This is a genomic window from Mucilaginibacter sp. 3215 (genome assembly GCF_050433785.1).
Taxonomy (GTDB): Bacteria; Bacteroidota; Bacteroidia; order Sphingobacteriales; family Sphingobacteriaceae; genus Mucilaginibacter.
Genome location: NZ_JBNPWO010000014.1, coordinates 96,343 through 113,506 on the forward strand (window position 1 = coordinate 96,343; position 17,164 = coordinate 113,506).

Annotated in this window: 16 protein-coding genes; 1 reads left to right on the top strand and 15 read right to left on the bottom strand. The window is 49.4% G+C overall.

Annotation, left to right across the window (positions count from 1 at the left end; translation table 11 throughout):
- Window positions 1–159: 159 nt before the first annotated feature.
- From ABIC84_RS20310 to ABIC84_RS20380, 15 genes are all read right to left on the bottom strand, one after another.
- Window positions 160–462, bottom strand: a complete 303-nt coding sequence (locus ABIC84_RS20310; RefSeq protein WP_429264731.1) for a hypothetical protein — start codon at window positions 460–462, stop codon at window positions 160–162.
- A 3-nt stretch (window positions 463–465) separates the two neighbouring features.
- Window positions 466–2,196, bottom strand: a complete 1,731-nt coding sequence (locus ABIC84_RS20315; RefSeq protein ID WP_429264732.1) for a hypothetical protein — start codon at window positions 2,194–2,196, stop codon at window positions 466–468.
- Between the two features lie 10 nt (window positions 2,197–2,206).
- Window positions 2,207–3,340, bottom strand: a complete 1,134-nt coding sequence (gene traM / locus ABIC84_RS20320) for a conjugative transposon protein TraM (RefSeq protein ID WP_429264733.1) — start codon at window positions 3,338–3,340, stop codon at window positions 2,207–2,209.
- Window positions 3,341–3,352: 12 nt separating this feature from the next.
- Window positions 3,353–3,958, bottom strand: a complete 606-nt coding sequence (traK, locus tag ABIC84_RS20325; RefSeq protein ID WP_429264734.1) for a conjugative transposon protein TraK — start codon at window positions 3,956–3,958, stop codon at window positions 3,353–3,355.
- An 18-nt stretch (window positions 3,959–3,976) separates the two neighbouring features.
- Complete coding sequence (gene traJ / locus ABIC84_RS20330) at window positions 3,977–5,098, bottom strand: conjugative transposon protein TraJ (RefSeq protein WP_429264735.1); 1,122 nt, start codon at window positions 5,096–5,098, stop codon at window positions 3,977–3,979.
- A 3-nt stretch (window positions 5,099–5,101) separates the two neighbouring features.
- Window positions 5,102–5,749 (bottom strand): TerB family tellurite resistance protein, encoded by a 648-nt coding sequence (locus tag ABIC84_RS20335; RefSeq protein ID WP_429264736.1) that lies wholly within the window; start codon window positions 5,747–5,749, stop codon window positions 5,102–5,104.
- Window positions 5,750–5,777: 28 nt separating this feature from the next.
- Window positions 5,778–6,434 (bottom strand): hypothetical protein, encoded by a 657-nt coding sequence (locus tag ABIC84_RS20340; protein WP_429264737.1) that lies wholly within the window; start codon window positions 6,432–6,434, stop codon window positions 5,778–5,780.
- 53 nt (window positions 6,435–6,487) lie between these two features.
- Entirely contained in the window at window positions 6,488–7,171 is a 684-nt protein-coding gene (locus tag ABIC84_RS20345) for a conjugal transfer protein TraI (protein WP_429264738.1), read from the bottom strand.
- A 2-nt stretch (window positions 7,172–7,173) separates the two neighbouring features.
- Window positions 7,174–9,624 (bottom strand): TraG family conjugative transposon ATPase, encoded by a 2,451-nt coding sequence (locus ABIC84_RS20350; protein WP_429264739.1) that lies wholly within the window; start codon window positions 9,622–9,624, stop codon window positions 7,174–7,176.
- 45 nt (window positions 9,625–9,669) lie between these two features.
- A complete protein-coding gene (locus ABIC84_RS20355) occupies window positions 9,670–10,464 on the bottom strand; it encodes a hypothetical protein (RefSeq protein ID WP_429264740.1) in 795 nt (264 codons plus the stop codon).
- Window positions 10,454–10,795 carry a DUF4133 domain-containing protein gene (locus ABIC84_RS20360; RefSeq protein WP_429264741.1) on the bottom strand — a complete coding sequence of 114 codons (342 nt, stop codon included), beginning with the start codon at window positions 10,793–10,795 and terminating at the stop codon, window positions 10,454–10,456. The genes ABIC84_RS20355 and ABIC84_RS20360 overlap by 11 nt, the downstream gene beginning before the upstream one ends.
- A gap of 12 nt (window positions 10,796–10,807) precedes the next feature.
- Complete coding sequence (locus ABIC84_RS20365) at window positions 10,808–11,173, bottom strand: hypothetical protein (protein WP_429264742.1); 366 nt, start codon at window positions 11,171–11,173, stop codon at window positions 10,808–10,810.
- A gap of 45 nt (window positions 11,174–11,218) precedes the next feature.
- Window positions 11,219–11,650: a hypothetical protein gene (locus tag ABIC84_RS20370; protein ID WP_429264743.1), complete on the bottom strand. Its 432-nt coding sequence runs from the start codon at window positions 11,648–11,650 to the stop codon at window positions 11,219–11,221.
- 11 nt (window positions 11,651–11,661) lie between these two features.
- Window positions 11,662–11,979, bottom strand: a complete 318-nt coding sequence (locus tag ABIC84_RS20375) for a DUF4134 domain-containing protein (RefSeq protein ID WP_429264744.1) — start codon at window positions 11,977–11,979, stop codon at window positions 11,662–11,664.
- 251 nt (window positions 11,980–12,230) lie between these two features.
- Window positions 12,231–12,749: a hypothetical protein gene (locus tag ABIC84_RS20380; RefSeq protein WP_429264745.1), complete on the bottom strand. Its 519-nt coding sequence runs from the start codon at window positions 12,747–12,749 to the stop codon at window positions 12,231–12,233.
- A gap of 1,090 nt (window positions 12,750–13,839) precedes the next feature.
- On the opposite strand from ABIC84_RS20380, the gene ABIC84_RS20385 reads away from it, so the two are divergent.
- Window positions 13,840–17,148 carry a hypothetical protein gene (locus ABIC84_RS20385; protein WP_429264746.1) on the top strand — a complete coding sequence of 1,103 codons (3,309 nt, stop codon included), beginning with the start codon at window positions 13,840–13,842 and terminating at the stop codon, window positions 17,146–17,148.
- Window positions 17,149–17,164 lie beyond the last annotated feature (16 nt).

Genomic DNA, 17,164 nt, shown 5'->3' on the forward strand with positions numbered 1-17,164 from the left:
TTTTCTGTAATGTCGTTTTACTCTTGATCCGCAACATCCGCATCGCTTCGGGGCCGGAAATCCATTTGTCCGGGGGTAATCTTTCGATGGCTTGAAACGTTCGATTACCGCTGCAATCAAATTAAAAATGCGTCGCTTTCAAAGCAAATGCCCTCTATCTTATTCATCATCGCTCATTTCCGTTTTCAGATAAATACTACTGGGTTGATTTCTTTTGTAAGAAGGTTCATAAAAGATATATCCGAAATCATGAAGATCCCGGATACATCTGTGGTAGGTTGTGCTGGCAGCTATTTTAGCCAATGGCATAATCTCATGGGCATATGCCCGCATTGGTACAGGAAAGCCATTGACTTGCCAGTAATTCAAAATGGCTGCGAACAAACCTATATGGGTACTGCATATCCGCGCATCACGACTGATCGCTTCGAAGAATATCGCCAAAGGTTTGCAGCTTTCCATTTCTTAAACGCGAACACCCTGTCTGCGGCGCTGCTCTTGTTTTTGTTCCGTAGCGCCTTCACTTTGCTTTCGTTCCGCCGCACTGGCAATAGCCGCCTTCTGCACTTCCTGCGGCGTCATCTCCTTTTGCCGGGTTTGTTCAACCGCCTGCTTTTCTATTTTGCGGACGATCAGGACCTGCCCGTTGCTGTCGTAAAAATCCAGACGCCCCATTTTAGGATTGGCTACCATTTTAGCAGGCGTCTCATGCCCGTCCCTTAACAGGGTCACATCTACCTTGTTACCCCTTTCCAGTTTTCCGATCAGCCTTTGCTTATCATAGTTCTCTTCGATCCCCTTGATCGGATATTTGCCTATTTCCTTCTGATGGTTCCAGAACATCGTTTTAGGCAAAAAATTACCGTACTTATCCGCATTCTTGAAATCCAGCGCGCGCCAGCCGAAATAAGTTTCACCGGTCGGCTTCATCTTCGTCTCGCCGTTTTCCTCTTTTGGGGCTACTTTAGGCTGCTCCCGGTAAGCAGCCCGGCCATTCATCATGTTATAGCGCTCCTGCAGCGTGTAGTTATAGTCTTTGCCATAGAAGAATGTCTGCGTCAGATCTTCCCGGCCGGGTTGTTTCAGTGTCACATCGGCACGGTTAAAAAAGGTCATGTCCTTATCCTTTTGATCCCCTTTAGAGAAATGCAATACCGAATGGGTTTCATCCTGTCCGAACTTGCGCACATGCGTCAGTTCAAATTCCGTCAGGTTCTTTTCCATTTTCTCGCGCAGCGGTTTGGCGATCTCTTCGCCGAAGCCCAGGTAAAACAATTGGTTTTTTACATAATCAAAACTTTGCTCATTCATAATGCTTGAATTTTTAATGGTTAAATAATCGTGTTTATAATAAGCGGGGTAAAATGGCTGCTGGGGCTGGCCGATTGCCGTAGGCTCCAGTTTGTCATTGAAAAGCGCCGGCCTGCCATCACGTAACCCCGCGAAGAAATATTGTGTGACCGTAGCGGGTTTAAATAAAGACTGCACTTCGTGGTAATCGTGGCCGTGTTCATGGTTATGTACCGCGGTTAAAAGCGTCAGACCGGCATGCGGCAGGACATGACCTTCCACATCCACCTGCAACTGCCGGTTATGGAAATGCCCGACCAGCACATAATCCAAACCTTTATCGGATAATTCACTATCGTGTACCGAACGCTCCAAAAAGGTTTGCGCGTCCTTGTAACTGCCAAATGTTTTCATTATAGCCACGGCGTGGCCGATCTCGTAAACCTGTCCGCCGGTATGCTTATGGCCGAGAACGGTATAATCGGCGATTGCCATTAACGGGTTGATCTGTCGCTGACGACAAACGGGATGGTGGAGACCAGCAGCTAAAGCACCTTCCAGGTCGCCGATAGTTTTACCAGCCAGCAGGTGCAGGTTTTGCGCGGCCAGCTCATGAACGATGGCTTCGATATTGACCTGCTTATCCAAACGCGAACCAAGTTCAGCCCGCAAGCCCGCGACGGACAGATAGTGGTAATTCTTAAAATTGAACATCTGCTCCACAAAGTCCCATTCGCCATTAGCGTCATCGCAGAACTTTTCGGCTGCACTTGCTGAAGCGAAGAAATGCAGGTCATTTATATGCAGTTCCTTTTCCGGCTGTTTATCAAAAGCAACCCAGGGTGTGCCTTTGGCCAAAGCTGCGTCTAAAGCTTCTTTCAGTTGTTCTTTCACTGTGAGGTCCATAGCTGACAGTTTAGTGCATCGTTTTAACTTCCAGGTTATCACGGAGCAGCAGCGGGTGACCGTCCCTGATCTTTCCTTTCACCCGTTTGACCTTTTTGCTGAAAAGCCCTTTGGCCGTATTGATCCCGGCCGTCGTTAATTGTGCCGTCATCGAGGGATCGAAGCTCATCATGTCCACATTCTGCGCCCCGCTTGTCGCACCATCGCGTAAAGCATCGCCGGTTACCGCCTCCGGCACGCTGATACCTTCCTGACCATCTGTCTGGTCAAATACCGTCAGGTCAACGGGGTAGAAGTTATAGCCCACATGGATGCTTTTGATAATGAGCGTATAGCGCTGGTGGGAAAGATTACCACTACCATAGATGCGCTGGCCTTTGGCATACAACTGCCCGCCGAGCGTCACCGTATCCGTTAACTTTAGACAGACCACTGTCCCCTGCACGATCTTTTGCGTACCGTCCACCACCGCCGGTATCGCCCGGAACTTTTTAACTGCCGGTACAGCACCCGTTTTCTCCTCCGAAGCCTTTAACCGTTCCGGGTGCTGGATTTCCAGTATCTTTTCCAGCAGCCCGTTCATCTGCTTCAGTTCAGGATCTTCCGCAGCTGCGGTTGGTTTCAGCAAGGAGTCCGGGATAGCGTTCACCGGCTTTTTGACTGGTCGTGTAAGGGGTGATGGCTGCGGCTTATTGATCACGGCCTGTAATTGGCTTAACCTTTGGCTGATCTTCGCTTCGTTAGCAGCCGGATCACTATTGCTATTGCTGCTGCCATAATCGTTCCCGACAAGGGCGGGCTGATGAGGGGAAAAAACACCGCCGGTGTAAGCCCCGGGAAGGCGGTTCATGCTGTCGGTTTTGCTTTGCGCGAAAGGGTCGGCCCTGCGGAGTTGCTGCTTTTTTAAGGAGTCCGCATGGGCCTGATCGTAAAAGTTCATTTTGTCGCCGGTTCGATCTTCCGCGATAATGGCCGATGGCAGTTTCATGCTCAGCCCTTTATTAGGTGCGGCTTTGGCCTGTTCGCCCTGGCCGCCGCCAAAAGCCATGAATAAGATCGTGGTAAAGCAAAAGACGATGGGCGGCATGGCCAGCAGGATCTTCCTTTTGCGCTGGTCTTGTAAACTGATGTTGTTTGTCTTCATATGAATTCCTGGTTAGTGATTGCTCACGGTTAATACTTTGTTTTCGATGGTGTTCCAATGCTCGATCAGGAAACCGAGCAGGTTGTTGTCGCTGCGGCTCACTTCCCGCAGGTCTCCTTCGGTGATCAGGCTTTGGCGGACATTGCTGGTGGAGCGGATCAGGTGCAGCGTGGCATAGCAGCGGAAATGATAGGGCGTGGCGCGGGTATCGACCTGCACGCTGTCCACGTTGATGCGCTGGCTGATATTTCCGGCGATGATGCCGGAATAATAGCCGCTGACGGATAAGCTGTCATACACCTTTTTAGCGGAGCCATCGGCGAGGTAAAGCGCTTTGGCCAGGTTTTGCCTGATCACCTTTTCATCCGGGTCCAGCGAAAAAAAAGCTTCATGGAAGGCGCGTACATGGCCGCGGATCTCCATCGGCAGGTAAGCGCTTTTATCGACCGCAACAGCAGACCAGGCGGTGTTGCCTGAGATGATGTAAACCTTGCTTTGCAGGGCGATGGATCTTTGTTTTTCCTGCCAGGCCATAAAGCCGATGGTCAGGAATGAACCGATCACTATGGCGATGGTAAAACCGCGCACATGCTGAAAGGCCGTTTCTAAATTTTTCATTTTCTTAAACATGGTTCGCTATTTTTTGGGCGGGCTGCCGCTGAGCTTACTTTTATGATAACTCTGCGTATGGCCCGATTGGTTATGGTTGGTTTGCTGATTGTGCTGCGCGTTGCTGCCACGGCTAAAACTTTGCATGACCGGGCCGCTGAAGTAGCTGACCGCCATCGAAGCCAGCGCGCTGGTTTTGTTGAAAAGGGCATGCCCCCCGACGTTCATGATATAGTTGGCTACGCTCGGTACGGTGAAGTAGCCGACAATGCCGATCAGTAAAAAGATCAGGTAAGCCGTGTTTTGGTCACCGGGATCCGGCGCACCGTTTTGGATACCGATGATCATGTTTTCCTGGATCTTGGCAATGACCGCCCCGAAGATGTTGGCGACGGGCAGCCACATGAATACATTGACATAGCGCGCCAGCCATTGCTTCAGGCTATGCTGGAAACCTTCAAATATGCTCAGGCCGAAACAGAGCGGGCCGAGGATCGCCAGTACGATCAGCTTGAAGGTGCGGATGGTGTCCAAACAAAGCGCCGCTGCCTGAAAGAGCACGTTCAGGACTTCGGCGATAAACTTTCTGGCCCAGTTCTTGATGCTCCAGCCGGAAAAGGCATCGGAGATCGGATTGCTGCTGCCGGCATCGGTAGCCGTACCGTCCGGGTGACTGTATTGATACCATTTGTCAGGATCTGAATTGGCATCGTTCGGCGAAACATCGGCGGCATCAGGTTTACCATCCGCCAGCAGGCGGGCGATGGCCTGGTTGGTATTGGTCACCATGCCTTCGGTAGCGGTAACCACCGGTTGCAGCACGCCATTGATGAGGGATAGCACCAGCGGGAAAGCAGCGATACAAAAACCAATGGCGAAAGGCCGCAACAAGGGATAAACATCGATCGGTTCAGCCGCTGCCAGGTGTTTCCAGATCCGGGCACCGATATACCAAAGCGCCGCGAAACCGGCAATGCCGCGGGAGACGCCGATCATGCCCTGGCACAAAGGCATCATTTGATCATACAGCCGGGCGAGTACCCCCTGCAAGCCGTGCAGGTCATCGGCTATGCCTTCCGCGTGGGAAAATAAAGGCATAAGTATCGCCAGGATAGCGGCTAAAGCCATCTTTAAGATTTTACTTTTCATGGGTTATTGATTTATACCGTATACAGATTTGACGCTTTGCTTGTCTGCAGCACCCTGCGAACGCTGCCAGCTGATGCGCGAAGCCTGATCGTTAAATTTCCGCAGGTAACTGAGCTGGTTATGGCTTTCGAGATATATACCGTCGATGGCCGCTAGCCGCTCCGCATCGCTCATGCGCAGTTTGCTGTCCGTGACGATTAACGACAGATCATCCAAATTTTTCAGGCTTTGGCTGACGAGGTTGTGATAGACCGTCATCATGCAGGCCAGTTCGTCAGGGTCAAATTTCCCGCTGCTGTTAAAACTTCCCGAGGCGGTTTTATACTCGCCGACCAACTGCGACTGGTCATCGATGATATCGGTAACGCGCGGGTATTTGCGCACGGCCGGGCTGACGAGATACAAGCCATCGAGGAAAACTTCATGCAGGCTGAAGTTGCTCTCCGCCACATTTTTGACCGCCCCGTAACCTTTGCTCAGCACGGTGTAGCCGGTGTACATCCGGCCGAGGATGCTTTTGAGACTGGCCAGCTTTTGATAATCCAGCACCAGTTGCCGGATCACGTCCGCAACGGACTGCGCCCGGCTGCTGAGCGGCGTAGCCGCCGCCAGCCCGAGGCTTAATAAAAGGGTTATTGCTACTTTCTTCATCACTGATCTCCTTCACATTTTTTAAGAATTACCGGATGCCGTACAGCTTTTTGAGCTGCGTATGATCCTGTTTGTTTTGCTGCCGCCTTGCCGCCAGCTTATGGCATTTACCGGTAAATGAACACGCAAAAGCAAACTTGTCCTTCATGCGCGCGTAGACCTTATCCAGCCGGTCCAGCCGCTGCGCATCGGTCAATTGCAGTTTGCCGGGTGTCAGCACCTCCGTTAACTCATCCATATCCAGCTTGCATTTGGCAGCGATATTGGCCTGCACTTTTTGGAAATAAGAGAGTTCGGCGGTGCTCAACTGCAGCTGTTGCTGCTGCCAGGTCCATTCATCCGAAAAGAGCTTTAACGTTTGCCTGTTCAGATCAGCGATCGCTTTGCCTTTGGGATTATTTTGGATCAGCGGGTTCACTTGTGCCAGTAAATTGAAATAAGCACCGTGCAGGTTAAAAGTGCCGTTTTTTAACTCGTGTGCGGTGTTCAACCCGGTCTCAGCAACGTGGTAACCGGTTTTGAGCGCGTTTAAATAGCGCTCATATTGGACGATCTGTTCAGCCATAAGCTTGCGCTGCCGGCTTTGCTGGCTGAAAAAGCCGCCCGGGAATTGTGCTTGTGCCCCGCTAAAACATAGGCTGGCGAGGGAAAAAAATAAGAGGGTAACCCGGATTGATGTTTTCATAAGGCTATTGTTTTTGTTGTGTACCTTTTAGCTTTCGCCTTTTACCTTTCTGCTTACTGGAGGCCATAAAGCCGTTTGACCTGCTGCCGGTCCTGCGCATTTTTAGCGCGCAGCAGGCTTAGGCCGGCGTTCTGCCGGTTAAACTGGCGGAGGTGGTCAAGATTGGTTTGCATGGCCCCGGCTGCCTGCCCGATCTTTTGCAGGCGTTCAGCATCATCCATTTGCGTACCGAGGTCGCTGACGACCATCAGCAGCTGATCGAGGTTTTGCAGGCTTTCCTGTAAAATGCCGTTATAGATCGTACCCATGTAGCCGAGTTCAGCCGCCGAGAAATACGCGTCCCGTTTGAACAGGGCGCTGGCCTGCTGGTATTCGCTCACCAGCTGCTTTTGCTTACTGATCACACTTTTGACCGCATCGTAATCGGCGATCAGGCCGCGCACTTGATTGAGTTCCTGGTAATAGCCGGCATACAGGTCTTTTTCCTTACCCAGCCAGCCGGAGATATTGTTCAGGCTGCTCAGGTGCAAAGAATTCTCCAGTTGCTGTTCGGCGTTTTGCAGGGCGAGCGTCTGGTTCTGCAATTGCTGCACCTTCAGGTCGATGGCCACAATCACTTTTTTGATCACGCCGGTGACGAGGCTAACGCCGGGGATCTGCGCTTTCACGGTTGTTCCGGTGAGGGAAGAAATAAGGGCAGCCGTGATGATGGCGAGTATTTTTGTTTTTCTTTCCATAGTTAAGCAGCTTCTGTGTTTTGCTTTTCTGCGACCAGGGCTTTGATGCCTGCTTCGATGCTGCCGTGTTTTTCGGCATATTCGAGTACTTTCACCCGTTCGCGGCCCTCCGTGGTAAAAGCGTAATATTCTTCAGGACAGAGTTCGTTTTTATAGACTTTCATGACCTGTCCGCCGATGTCGATAAAGATCTCCCGGTTGTCCCTGTTGACCGACAGCAGGATGGTCTTGCCTTTATCGGAAAGCCCCAGCGCATCCTGCAGCTTGCCGAACTTGCCCTGGAACTTGCGCATGTCCATCAGGATCTTGATATCGGCATTGTTGATAATGGCGTCCTTGATCACCGGGGAATTAATAAGGTCATCCAGTTCCTGCGTGCTCACGATAGGGATGCCGTTAAACTTGCGGATGGTCTTAAAAGCATAGCGCAGGAATTCGGCCATCCCGGATTTGGCAATGGCTTTCCAGGCTTCGTCAATGGTCAGCACTTTACGCAAGCCCGGCAACTTGCGCATTTTGGAAATAAATAACTCGGTGATGATCAGCGTACAGACCGGGAAGAGGATCGGATGGTCTTTGATCTGATCCAGTTCAAATACGACGAAAGGCTGACTCAGTAGCTCCAGGTTTTCCGTGGCGTTCAACAGGAAATCAAATTCGCCGCCCTTATAGTAAGGCCGCAGTACATACAGAAAATTATCCATATCAAAATCACGCTCCTTGACGCGTTGGTCTTGCAGCACTTTGCGGTAGTCCGTTTCAAGGTAGTCGTAGAAAGAATTGAAGCCGGGGAATAAATGACCATTTTTTGCCAGGTGCTCATAATAACCCTGGAGGGCATTGGATAAGGCGACATATTCAGCCCGGTTAAAGGTTTCATTTTCGCCTTTCCATAAGGACACCAGCAGGGCTTTTAAACTTTCCTTTTTCTCGGTATCCGGCACATCACCTTTACCTAAATAAAAAGGGTTGAATCTGATCGGGTTATGCTCTTCATAGGTAAAGTAATAGCCACCCACCAATTCGCAAAGGCCCTTGTAACTGCCGCCGATATCTACGGTCACGCAATGCGCGCCCTGGTCGTAAAGCGAGCGCAGGATATGGTTGACGGTCATGGACTTGCCGCCGCCGGAAGTACCGCAAACGAGCGTGCCCATATTGCTGGTGATCCCCTTGTGGCGCGGTGCATCATAGAGGTCCGCATAAACGGGTCTCGCATGCAGCCGGTCACAAAAACGGATGCCCCCGGCCGGCGGGTCGCTGCGGTAATTGCTTTCGAGGTTGAAGAAGCAGGCCGCCTGTTCGGCGAACGTATCAAAGGTATCATTGAGCGGAAAATCGCCGCCGTTGCCGGGGATGCCTGCCCACCAGATCTGCGCTGCCCCATCGGTTTCCGTTTTGCCGGCGGCATCCATGGCGGCCAGGGCCGATACCACCTTATTGCCATTTTCTTTGAGTCTGTTTTCATCCGCCGACCAGATCATCAAATTGCAGTGGGCTTTGACGGGCAAGCGCTGCTGGCTGATGGCTTCGTTCAGGAAATCATTGGTCGCCTCCAGCGAGATGGCATTCTCGCGTGAATAGGCCGACAGCGATTGCAGGCGCAGCCGCTTTTTCTCCAGCTGGCGCAGGGTAGCCTGCGCATCGCCGATGAGCACATACTGGTTATAAATATGGCTGCAATCCAGCAATAAGCCTAAGCCTGCTGCGAAACTTACGGGAAAGCGGGTTTGATCCGTGGAATAAGTATCATAGGTCAGCCGGGAACCGCATTGGGAAGGCAATTGCTCAGCGTCACCCAAAGTATAAACCGCCATTTGCTGGCTGCCAATATGGATCTTATCGGACAGGCTGATATCCTTGATGAGCAATTGGCGGTCATCTTCAGAAAGGAAACAATAGCGTTCGATCAGCCCGGCCTTTTTCAGCTGGCTTTGCAGGCCGGCGGACGTTAACCGGGTCAAGATCATCAAACGCGTATCTTCCAGCAGCCGCTTGAATTGGGTACAGGTATCCAAAAACTCCTGGCGGGCCTGGGCCTGCAGGGTTTCTTTCGGCACTAAGGTTGGCCGCAGTAAGGTCGAAAACAGCGAACTGCTTTTTGAGCGGCCAGCCGGTTTTTTGGTCAGGTACAGCAGACAATCGTGGTTCAGATAGGCCCGCCCTTCAAAATGACTTTGCGCAGCCGCCGACAAAAAGTTTTGTTTTTTTTCCTCGCCAGCTACCACGGTTCTTTGCGTAAACCAGTCCTGTTTATGCAGTACGCTGTCTTTAGGCAAGATCCGGATGGCTTTCACCCAGGCCTGGTGCATATTTTCATAATCCTCGTCGGACAGCGTAAATATCTCGGGGAGCTGTACCCGGTAGGCCACCGTATATTCGCCCTGTTTGGACAAAATACAGTCATGCTCGATGCCCATGATGGGCAATATGTTTTTTAATTCTTTTTCCATTTGCACTTTTCTCTTTCACGTTGATCTTGTTGGAAAATAAGGCGCTTAAAACCTTGGCCGGTGCCGCGGTTTTACCTTTTGCGCGTTTTCTTGGTGCGCCTGCCGGAGGGCTTCTTTGTTTCGCCGGATCAGGGCCGGAATATGGGTTTCGCTGAGCGGGACGATTTCGGCTTTCAGTTCCTTCCGGATCGGGTAACGGCGCAAAACTTCCCGTTCATCCATGCCATAGATACGGGCGGTGGCCACCGGGTCCAAACCCAGCTCATTGGGGATCTTGATTTTGATCACGCCCTCGGGGAATTCCAGCAGCTTGGGATCAAGATCGATCACCTGTTTCATGACGGGATGGTAATAGGCTTCGTAGTTCCGGCCGTCGTTGGTCAGCTCAAAACTTTTCAGGCTGATGACCGGAAAGAAGTATCTGGCGTGCCTCAACTCGTGAAGCTGCAGGTCGACCATAAACTTTTCACCGGCCAGGTCGATCTGCGGCAGGATACCCTCCCGGCTATGCTTTAAAGCCTCCTGGTCCACCATGACCTCAAAATCGCCCATGGTTTGCAGCTTCTCAATTGGGACGCCGTATTTCCCCGACATGCCTTCCGGGTCAAGCCGGACGAGCTGATCGAGTATGAGCGGCTCCGATCTTTCCGGATCCGAGCTGACCGTTTGTTTTTCCTTGTCCCAGGCCAGCAAATAATGGTCGCCCATATCCGTCATGTCCCGGATAAAAGAGATCTCATGTTCGGGTTTATTGGTTTGCCGCAGCACCTGCTGATCGATATCGATCACAAAGCTGATCTGCTCAAAATGGATGATCTTTGGCTCCGGGTTATTTTTCATGGCGTTGATTGTTAAAGGTGAATTGCTGGAAGAAGCGGCGGCTGTAGGATTTCAATACCCTGGGCAGGCGCTTTTTTGCGGCCGCTTTCATTAAACCGTGTTCGCCGTATTGGCGGCTCAGGCTAAATATTTTAATACTGCCGTAAACAGCAGCGCTGCCAGTAACCGCCAGGCAGATGGTCGTTCCGGCACCAAGGATGTAAAGCGTGGCAAAAACAATCAGCAGGCCCATGACCAGCGCGGCGAAATACCAGATGTATTGCGCCCGCAGGCCGCGAAACTCGATGCTTTTGTTAATGCCTTTATTGATGATATAGATGCTGTTGTTCATGGCTTTTGATATTTAAAATGACTGGTGAGGAAAAAAAGGCGCCAGTTTAGGGCGGTGTGAACCGCTCCGCGCTGGCGATGGTATCATGGATCGCGCCGCCGTGGCTGAACAAACCAGGTGCTCCCGGCAGGAGCCGCGCTTGCGGCCCATGATGATGGAATGGTAGCCGAACTTAATGACCAGTCCTCCCGGTGTGAGACAATGAGGTATGGCGTCTTTCAATTGCCGGAAAGGGCTGCACACCAGGCCGCCGAATCCGGCGTAGGCGCGCAGGGTATCCGCCTGCTTTTCGTCCAGTTGGTCACCGGGACGAAAAGCGAGTGCGATGCGGATCGCTTCGATATTGGTGCGGAGTTGCTGTAACGCGTTAAATACCATGTGGGTTTTTTTTGATCTTTCCTTCCTCTTTTTCCTTTCAGCTGCTTACCGGTCCAGGTATTCGGCGATCATGCCCATGACCGCGTGTTTCAGCTCAGCGCTGTCTTCGTTTTCCTCGCCAAAGGCGAAGACCTCGAAAATGGGTTCGCAAGCGCCGATCAGGTTGATCAATTCATAGGTCAGGATGCCGCTGTTGAGCATCCGTTTATAGTCCATTTCAAATTCGGCCTCCAGCAGTTCGCGCATATAGTTGAAGCGCGAGGGCCGCAGGTCGCGGGTCAGTTCTTCGAGGCAGAGCGCTTCGATGACGTAGGCCGGGCGCTTTACTTCCAGTAGCTGCGCCAACAGGTCGCTGACAGACTCCACCTTTTGTTTCAGGTAATGTTCCAGCCGGTGCTCTTCCTGCAAAGCGATGAGCAGATCTGTATGGTTATGCAGCAGGTAGTTATGCAGTTGTTTGATCAATTGAGTTTTCATGGTTGACGCGTTTAAATACCGAAGAATGATTTGATAATGGTGGCCACCACGACGAGGAAGATGCAGGAGCCGAACCAGGCTGCGGCGACTTTGGAGGTATCCTGGTCACCGGAGTTCCATTTCTGGTAAACTTTGACGGCACCGATCAGGCCGACGATGGCCCCGATGGCGTACATCAGGTTAGTGCCGCTTTCAAAATAGCTCCTGACCTGGGTGTTGGCCTGCTGGATGCCGGCGTTGCCGTCCTGGGCGCTGGCCTGTAGGAATTGTATAATCAGCAGGGACGCAATGGCCCCTGCCTTAACGATGTTCTTGCTGCACGTTTTCATCTTCACTTATCGTTTGTTTTTAATTTCTTTTCGCTTTTGCCTTGTGCTTTCAGCTTTTCAGGCATGGCTTTCCCGGTCCCGCTCCCGACGTTACCGGGAGGGGTTGGAAAAGGTGCTGCCGCCGTTTCCCCTTTTTCGGATCACCCCCGCGGGCGCTTACGCCGGGACGTGCGGTCAGCAAATACTTTGTTGGTAATTTCTTCCGTTACCCGGCCCCGGTTAAGGGACGCGGGACGGAAGCGGCAGGCCTGCTAACTTTCCCACCACTGATCCACTTCTTCTTCGGTCAGCAGGGCGGTGCCGGTATTTTCGCATTCGGCGACGATGAGGTGGCTGATGGCCGCTTTTTCAGCAGCGCTGAATGTCTGGGGTTCCTGTAATAGCTTTTGGAGCTGGGGTATCAATAGGGCCGGGGCAAAAGGCTGTTCGGCGGCGCGTTCGATGACGGCTTTGAGTTTCAGGCTGATAAGATCGAGCGGTGTGGGTAGCTGTTGTGCCCCGCGTTCGTCCGGTAGTTCCTGATACTGCTGACGGGCGGCTAAGTCGTTTTTGCCTTCCGCTGCTAAAACGGTATCGCTATCCGCTTCGGCGTTGTAATCGTGCAGGGCTTGTAGGCCGTCCTCTTTGGCCTTACCGCTGAACCGGTCTTTGAGTTGTTGGAGTTCGGGCTGGTACCAGCGAAGTATAATTACTCCGTAATAAACAATGACGGCGGCTAGCGCGGCTGTTAAATACTGGTGCCAGGTAATTGGATGAAGTAAATGGTTCATTGCTTTGTGCTTTATTATTCCGTTTTGTTGAGACAAAGTTGCCGGAATAGGCAAAGCGCATAAACTTCAACTTTGCGTTGCAGCCTTATTGCAGCTTTCGAAGCCTATTGGTTACCAGTTAGATAGGGTCGTGAATGTTATTTTTCTTAGCATGCGGAAAATGTAATAGTTCGATTTGCCCGTTAAACCGGATTGAAAACGGCAGGTCATTTTTGGATAAGATAATTGAGCGTACACGATGGTCAAGCGCACCAGGGCGTTTATAGAGTCCATCGCTACAATTACAGGGTATGCGTGATGCTTGGGGACTGATGCTATTACGGACGCGCCCGATCAATTTTTGATATCATCGTATGCAACGGTATGTGCTGTAGGGAGTAATTTAAATGCCTTGTTATAATATTCGGATATCAAGTATTTCTCTGTTTTCTATCGAGCACTTTCGTTTCCTATGCGAGCTTCTTAAGTTATTATGATAATTATCATTTAGGCAATTTTTTTTGCAAAGTATTTGCCGGTGAGCTACCAAACTGTGTCTTTTATGCTACGTATCAAATTATGAAACACGTCCAATTTCGTTCGTTTAGCTAAAATTTTATCGGTTTATAATGACCTATTAATTAGGCGAATATAACTTGTTGTCAACCCTCTGTTTTGTACTAAAAACGTGAAATATTTAATTATTGATCTTATTAAATAATATTATTGGAATCTTAAAGAACAACAATTAACTTTAGCGCAATAATCTAAGCCGACATGTTTAACACCTCCGCCACAATTAGCATGAAAATCACAAAGTGTTGCGCTCTCTACTTACCCTCATTGGGACAAGCTTTCGCATTCAAAACAAGTAATACCTTTCATAACATATCTTAGAATAGAGCCAACCCTGCAATGGCTCTAATTTTTGCACTTAAGCCAATCAAAAATGAATGTATAAAATTTTCTCATGAGCTCAAATGCTATATAATCCATAGAAATTGCCGCCTATGTTGTGCTGATTGATAGCATATTTTTGTTCTTTATATCACTAATCCAAAATGCGAACTCGAATCGTCCAACAATCTTTTCATAATTAAACTAAATGCCTATGACCTCATTTGCACAGATCAATAAGTATCTATTGATCTTTTTCTTTTTATGCATTGTTTTTGCAGCTTCAGCACAACAAGATGTTAAACTACCCGATATCCTGCCGCCATCGCCAACGGCATTTGCCCTTACCCGGTACGGGGGCATTAATCTGGGGATGCAAACGGGCACTGCTCAGTACAATCTCCCAATCTACACGCTTGCTTCGCGAAAGCTCTCGTTGCGGGTCAGTCTATCGTATTCTTCAAACGGGATAAAAGTAGACGAAATAGCATCTAGGGTTGGCATGAGTTTTTCTATCATATCCGGAGGAGCGATTACTAGGACGGTCTATGACCAACCTGATGAGCTCTCGACACGCCTTACGCCGCCCTCGAGTTTTGCACATACGACCGAGCTGTACAACTTTCTCGATCAGGCCGTGAACACCGATTTGAACGGCACAGATACAAGCCCGGACATATTCTCGTTCAATTTTAATGGTTATTCCGGTCAATTCATTTTGAATGGCAGCCAGGTTGTACAACTGACAAAAACGAATCTTAAGATAGAATTTAATGCCTCAAAGCAAGTCAGTTTCGGCGGACGATTCCGTATTACTACGCCGGAAGGTGTGGTTTATTATTTCGCGGGAGGCGCAAATTCGACAGAATCGTCATATAATTCGACCATTGGTGAAAACTGTGGCAAAACGCATGCTATTGCGATTGACAATGCATGGTACCTCACTAAGGTTACCGATCCGAGCGGAGACAATATCATCCTGGAATATGCCGCATTGCAGCCGTATTCCTATCCGGCAAGCGTTTCGCAGTCCCAAACCAAGTCAGTTGTTGGGCTTCAACATTGTCCATATAGTGATGCCGCGCCCTATATAACAATCGATGACACGAATTGTGAGAATCTGATTACAACAAACGCCGTATACCTTACCAAAATTACGGCATCTAATGGCAACTACCTTACCTTTACTTATGTTGGCAGACAGGACCTTACCTACGACCAATTGTTGAGCGCCGTAAATATTTTCCAGTATGGCAATACCACCGCTATAAAGTCATTCACCTTTAATTACATTTACGGATCAGGAACAACATTTAAAAATCAATACAGTACCGGCAATGCCCAGTTAAAGTTCAGGCCATTTCTAACTTCGATAAGTGAAACAGCACCGGGCACTACGGAACAGCATTTATTTTCGTTTGATTATAACAATATCAACGGACTTCCACCACGATTAAGCTATGCCCAGGATGATTATGGCTATTTCAATGGCGCAAACAATATCGAGCTGATTCCGAGACCTGTTTTAGCGTATCAGCAGTTTTTCCCTGATGCGCAAGCTGATCGCACCTCCAATTTTAACTATGGACAATATGGTCTGCTGACTAAGATAAAATATCCGACGGGCGGATATGATTCAATCGCTTATAAAGCCCCGACGTATACCGTCACTGAATTGCCTGATCCGGTTTCTCAATCGCTCTATGTTTCAGGAGTAGGAGCCGATCTAAGCACCGCTGTGACGACCAATTCAAGTCCGGTCACCATGACGAGCGGCCAGACAACTACGTTGAATTCATCCTATACTTTTAATGGACCTCAAGGGGAAGAGGATTTTCATGCCCAAGTATATATCTACCTCATCAATACTACAACGGGGCAAACCATTTATACAGGCTTTTTAAATTCCTCGAACCGGCAGCTTCACGATATCGTCACGCTTGAGGCCGGGAAAACTTATGTATTAAGATGTACTTCATACGGACAGTATTCTTTGGGCGCGGCTAATCTCTCCTATTATACTCAGGGGGCGGTACCAGTGACAAAAAACAAGACCGCAGCCGGTGCAGTGGTGGATTTTGTCAAGACATACGACCCGGTTCAGAAGATCAGTAGCTTCAAAAAATACTATTATTCAAAGTTAACCGATCTAACAGCATCCTCCGGTTCGGTAGTGGCAACGCCGGCATACATGGCAGATTATTCAATAGCCGTGGACTGCACAAACCACCAATCTCAGAATAATCCAATCATTGATTGCGGGACGATATTCCAGTTTGTAGCTATGTCCTCAAATTCGCTGAATAATTTATATGCTTATTCTCAGCACCATATTAATTTCCAGACAGTTGTGGAAAGCAGCGGTCTCAATTTTGAGAACGGAGGGGTTGAACACACCTATACCGTTGAACCGAATACCCCGGGAGAGGTCGTTATGGGAAATGACATCCTTACGAGCCCCCTTTCTAACAGGGGAGTGGGAAAAAGCGGACTGGAAACTTTTACAAACACCTTTATTAAAAAAGGATCGTCATTTCAATCGGTGAAAACGGTCAAAACCACGTACAAGGATGACAGTCGTTTAAGTGAGTTGTTTTACGGGTATTCGGTGCGAAAACGCTACACGCTATTCTGTGCACCAACCACGCCGCCTACTGAAATGTTCTTTAGTCCTTTTGACGTAAAGAAAAACTACATCTATTCACGCTGGGTATACCCGGACACTGTAACCACTACAACCTTTGCTTCTTCGGGGTCGAATAGCTTTGCCGAAACAGAGGTAATACAATATGACAACACTTTTCATTTGTTGCCAACACAAAAAACAATTGGCAGAAGTAATGGTAAAAGCACAATAGTCAAGTTAAAATACCCCGCAGACTATGCAACGACAGCACCGTACGACCTGATGTATAACACGCTGCATATTTGGAGCCCTGTGATTGAACAACAGGAATATCTTTTCGACCCGGCGACAAGCACTTCAACCTTCCTGCAGTCAACCAAGACAGACTACCAGGTATGGAACGGCAACAACTCCCTGATCTACCCGATCACCATATCAACAAAAACCGGAACAGCCAATTACGAGCCAAGAATACAGTTCCTGGCATACGACAATTTGGGCAATGTACAGAGTGTTTCAAAAGCGAATGGGCCGAAAATCTCTTATATCTATGGCTATGGTGGCATCTACCCAATTGCGCAGGTAACCAATGCTGATTATTCCACTGTAGCAACTGCCCTTGGCGGCGATGCGGCAGTGCAATCTTTCCGCGACAACTTGACCCCTTCGGACGCTACGGTAAACAGCTTCTTGGCGCCGCTGCGGACAAATACAAATCTAACCCGGGCACAAGTCGTTACCTATACTCATAAACCATTGGTGGGCGTAACCAGCAGTAAGGACGCAAAAGGAGAGAATACCACATTTGAATATGATAATTTTCAACGTCTCATAAATGTTAAAGACAAAGACGGATCTATTACCAAACATATCGACTACCACTACAGCGGACAATAACACCTAAACAATATCA

Coding starts and splice junctions, on each gene's coding strand:
- ABIC84_RS20345 (WP_429264738.1), bottom strand. CDS start 7,171: ATGGAAAGAAAAACAAAAATACTCGCCATCATCACGGCTGCCCTTATT.
- ABIC84_RS20335 (WP_429264736.1), bottom strand. CDS start 5,749: ATGAAGAAAGTAGCAATAACCCTTTTATTAAGCCTCGGGCTGGCGGCG.
- traM (WP_429264733.1), bottom strand. CDS start 3,340: ATGAAGACAAACAACATCAGTTTACAAGACCAGCGCAAAAGGAAGATC.
- ABIC84_RS20370 (WP_429264743.1), bottom strand. CDS start 11,650: ATGAAAACTCAATTGATCAAACAACTGCATAACTACCTGCTGCATAAC.
- ABIC84_RS20340 (WP_429264737.1), bottom strand. CDS start 6,434: ATGAAAACATCAATCCGGGTTACCCTCTTATTTTTTTCCCTCGCCAGC.
- ABIC84_RS20360 (WP_429264741.1), bottom strand. CDS start 10,795: ATGAACAACAGCATCTATATCATCAATAAAGGCATTAACAAAAGCATC.
- ABIC84_RS20355 (WP_429264740.1), bottom strand. CDS start 10,464: ATGAAAAATAACCCGGAGCCAAAGATCATCCATTTTGAGCAGATCAGC.
- ABIC84_RS20380 (WP_429264745.1), bottom strand. CDS start 12,749: ATGAACCATTTACTTCATCCAATTACCTGGCACCAGTATTTAACAGCC.
- ABIC84_RS20385 (WP_429264746.1), top strand. CDS start 13,840: ATGACCTCATTTGCACAGATCAATAAGTATCTATTGATCTTTTTCTTT.
- ABIC84_RS20310 (WP_429264731.1), bottom strand. CDS start 462: ATGGAAAGCTGCAAACCTTTGGCGATATTCTTCGAAGCGATCAGTCGT.
- ABIC84_RS20350 (WP_429264739.1), bottom strand. CDS start 9,624: ATGGAAAAAGAATTAAAAAACATATTGCCCATCATGGGCATCGAGCAT.
- traK (WP_429264734.1), bottom strand. CDS start 3,958: ATGAAAAATTTAGAAACGGCCTTTCAGCATGTGCGCGGTTTTACCATC.
- ABIC84_RS20375 (WP_429264744.1), bottom strand. CDS start 11,979: ATGAAAACGTGCAGCAAGAACATCGTTAAGGCAGGGGCCATTGCGTCC.
- ABIC84_RS20315 (WP_429264732.1), bottom strand. CDS start 2,196: ATGGACCTCACAGTGAAAGAACAACTGAAAGAAGCTTTAGACGCAGCT.
- traJ (WP_429264735.1), bottom strand. CDS start 5,098: ATGAAAAGTAAAATCTTAAAGATGGCTTTAGCCGCTATCCTGGCGATA.
- ABIC84_RS20365 (WP_429264742.1), bottom strand. CDS start 11,173: ATGGTATTTAACGCGTTACAGCAACTCCGCACCAATATCGAAGCGATC.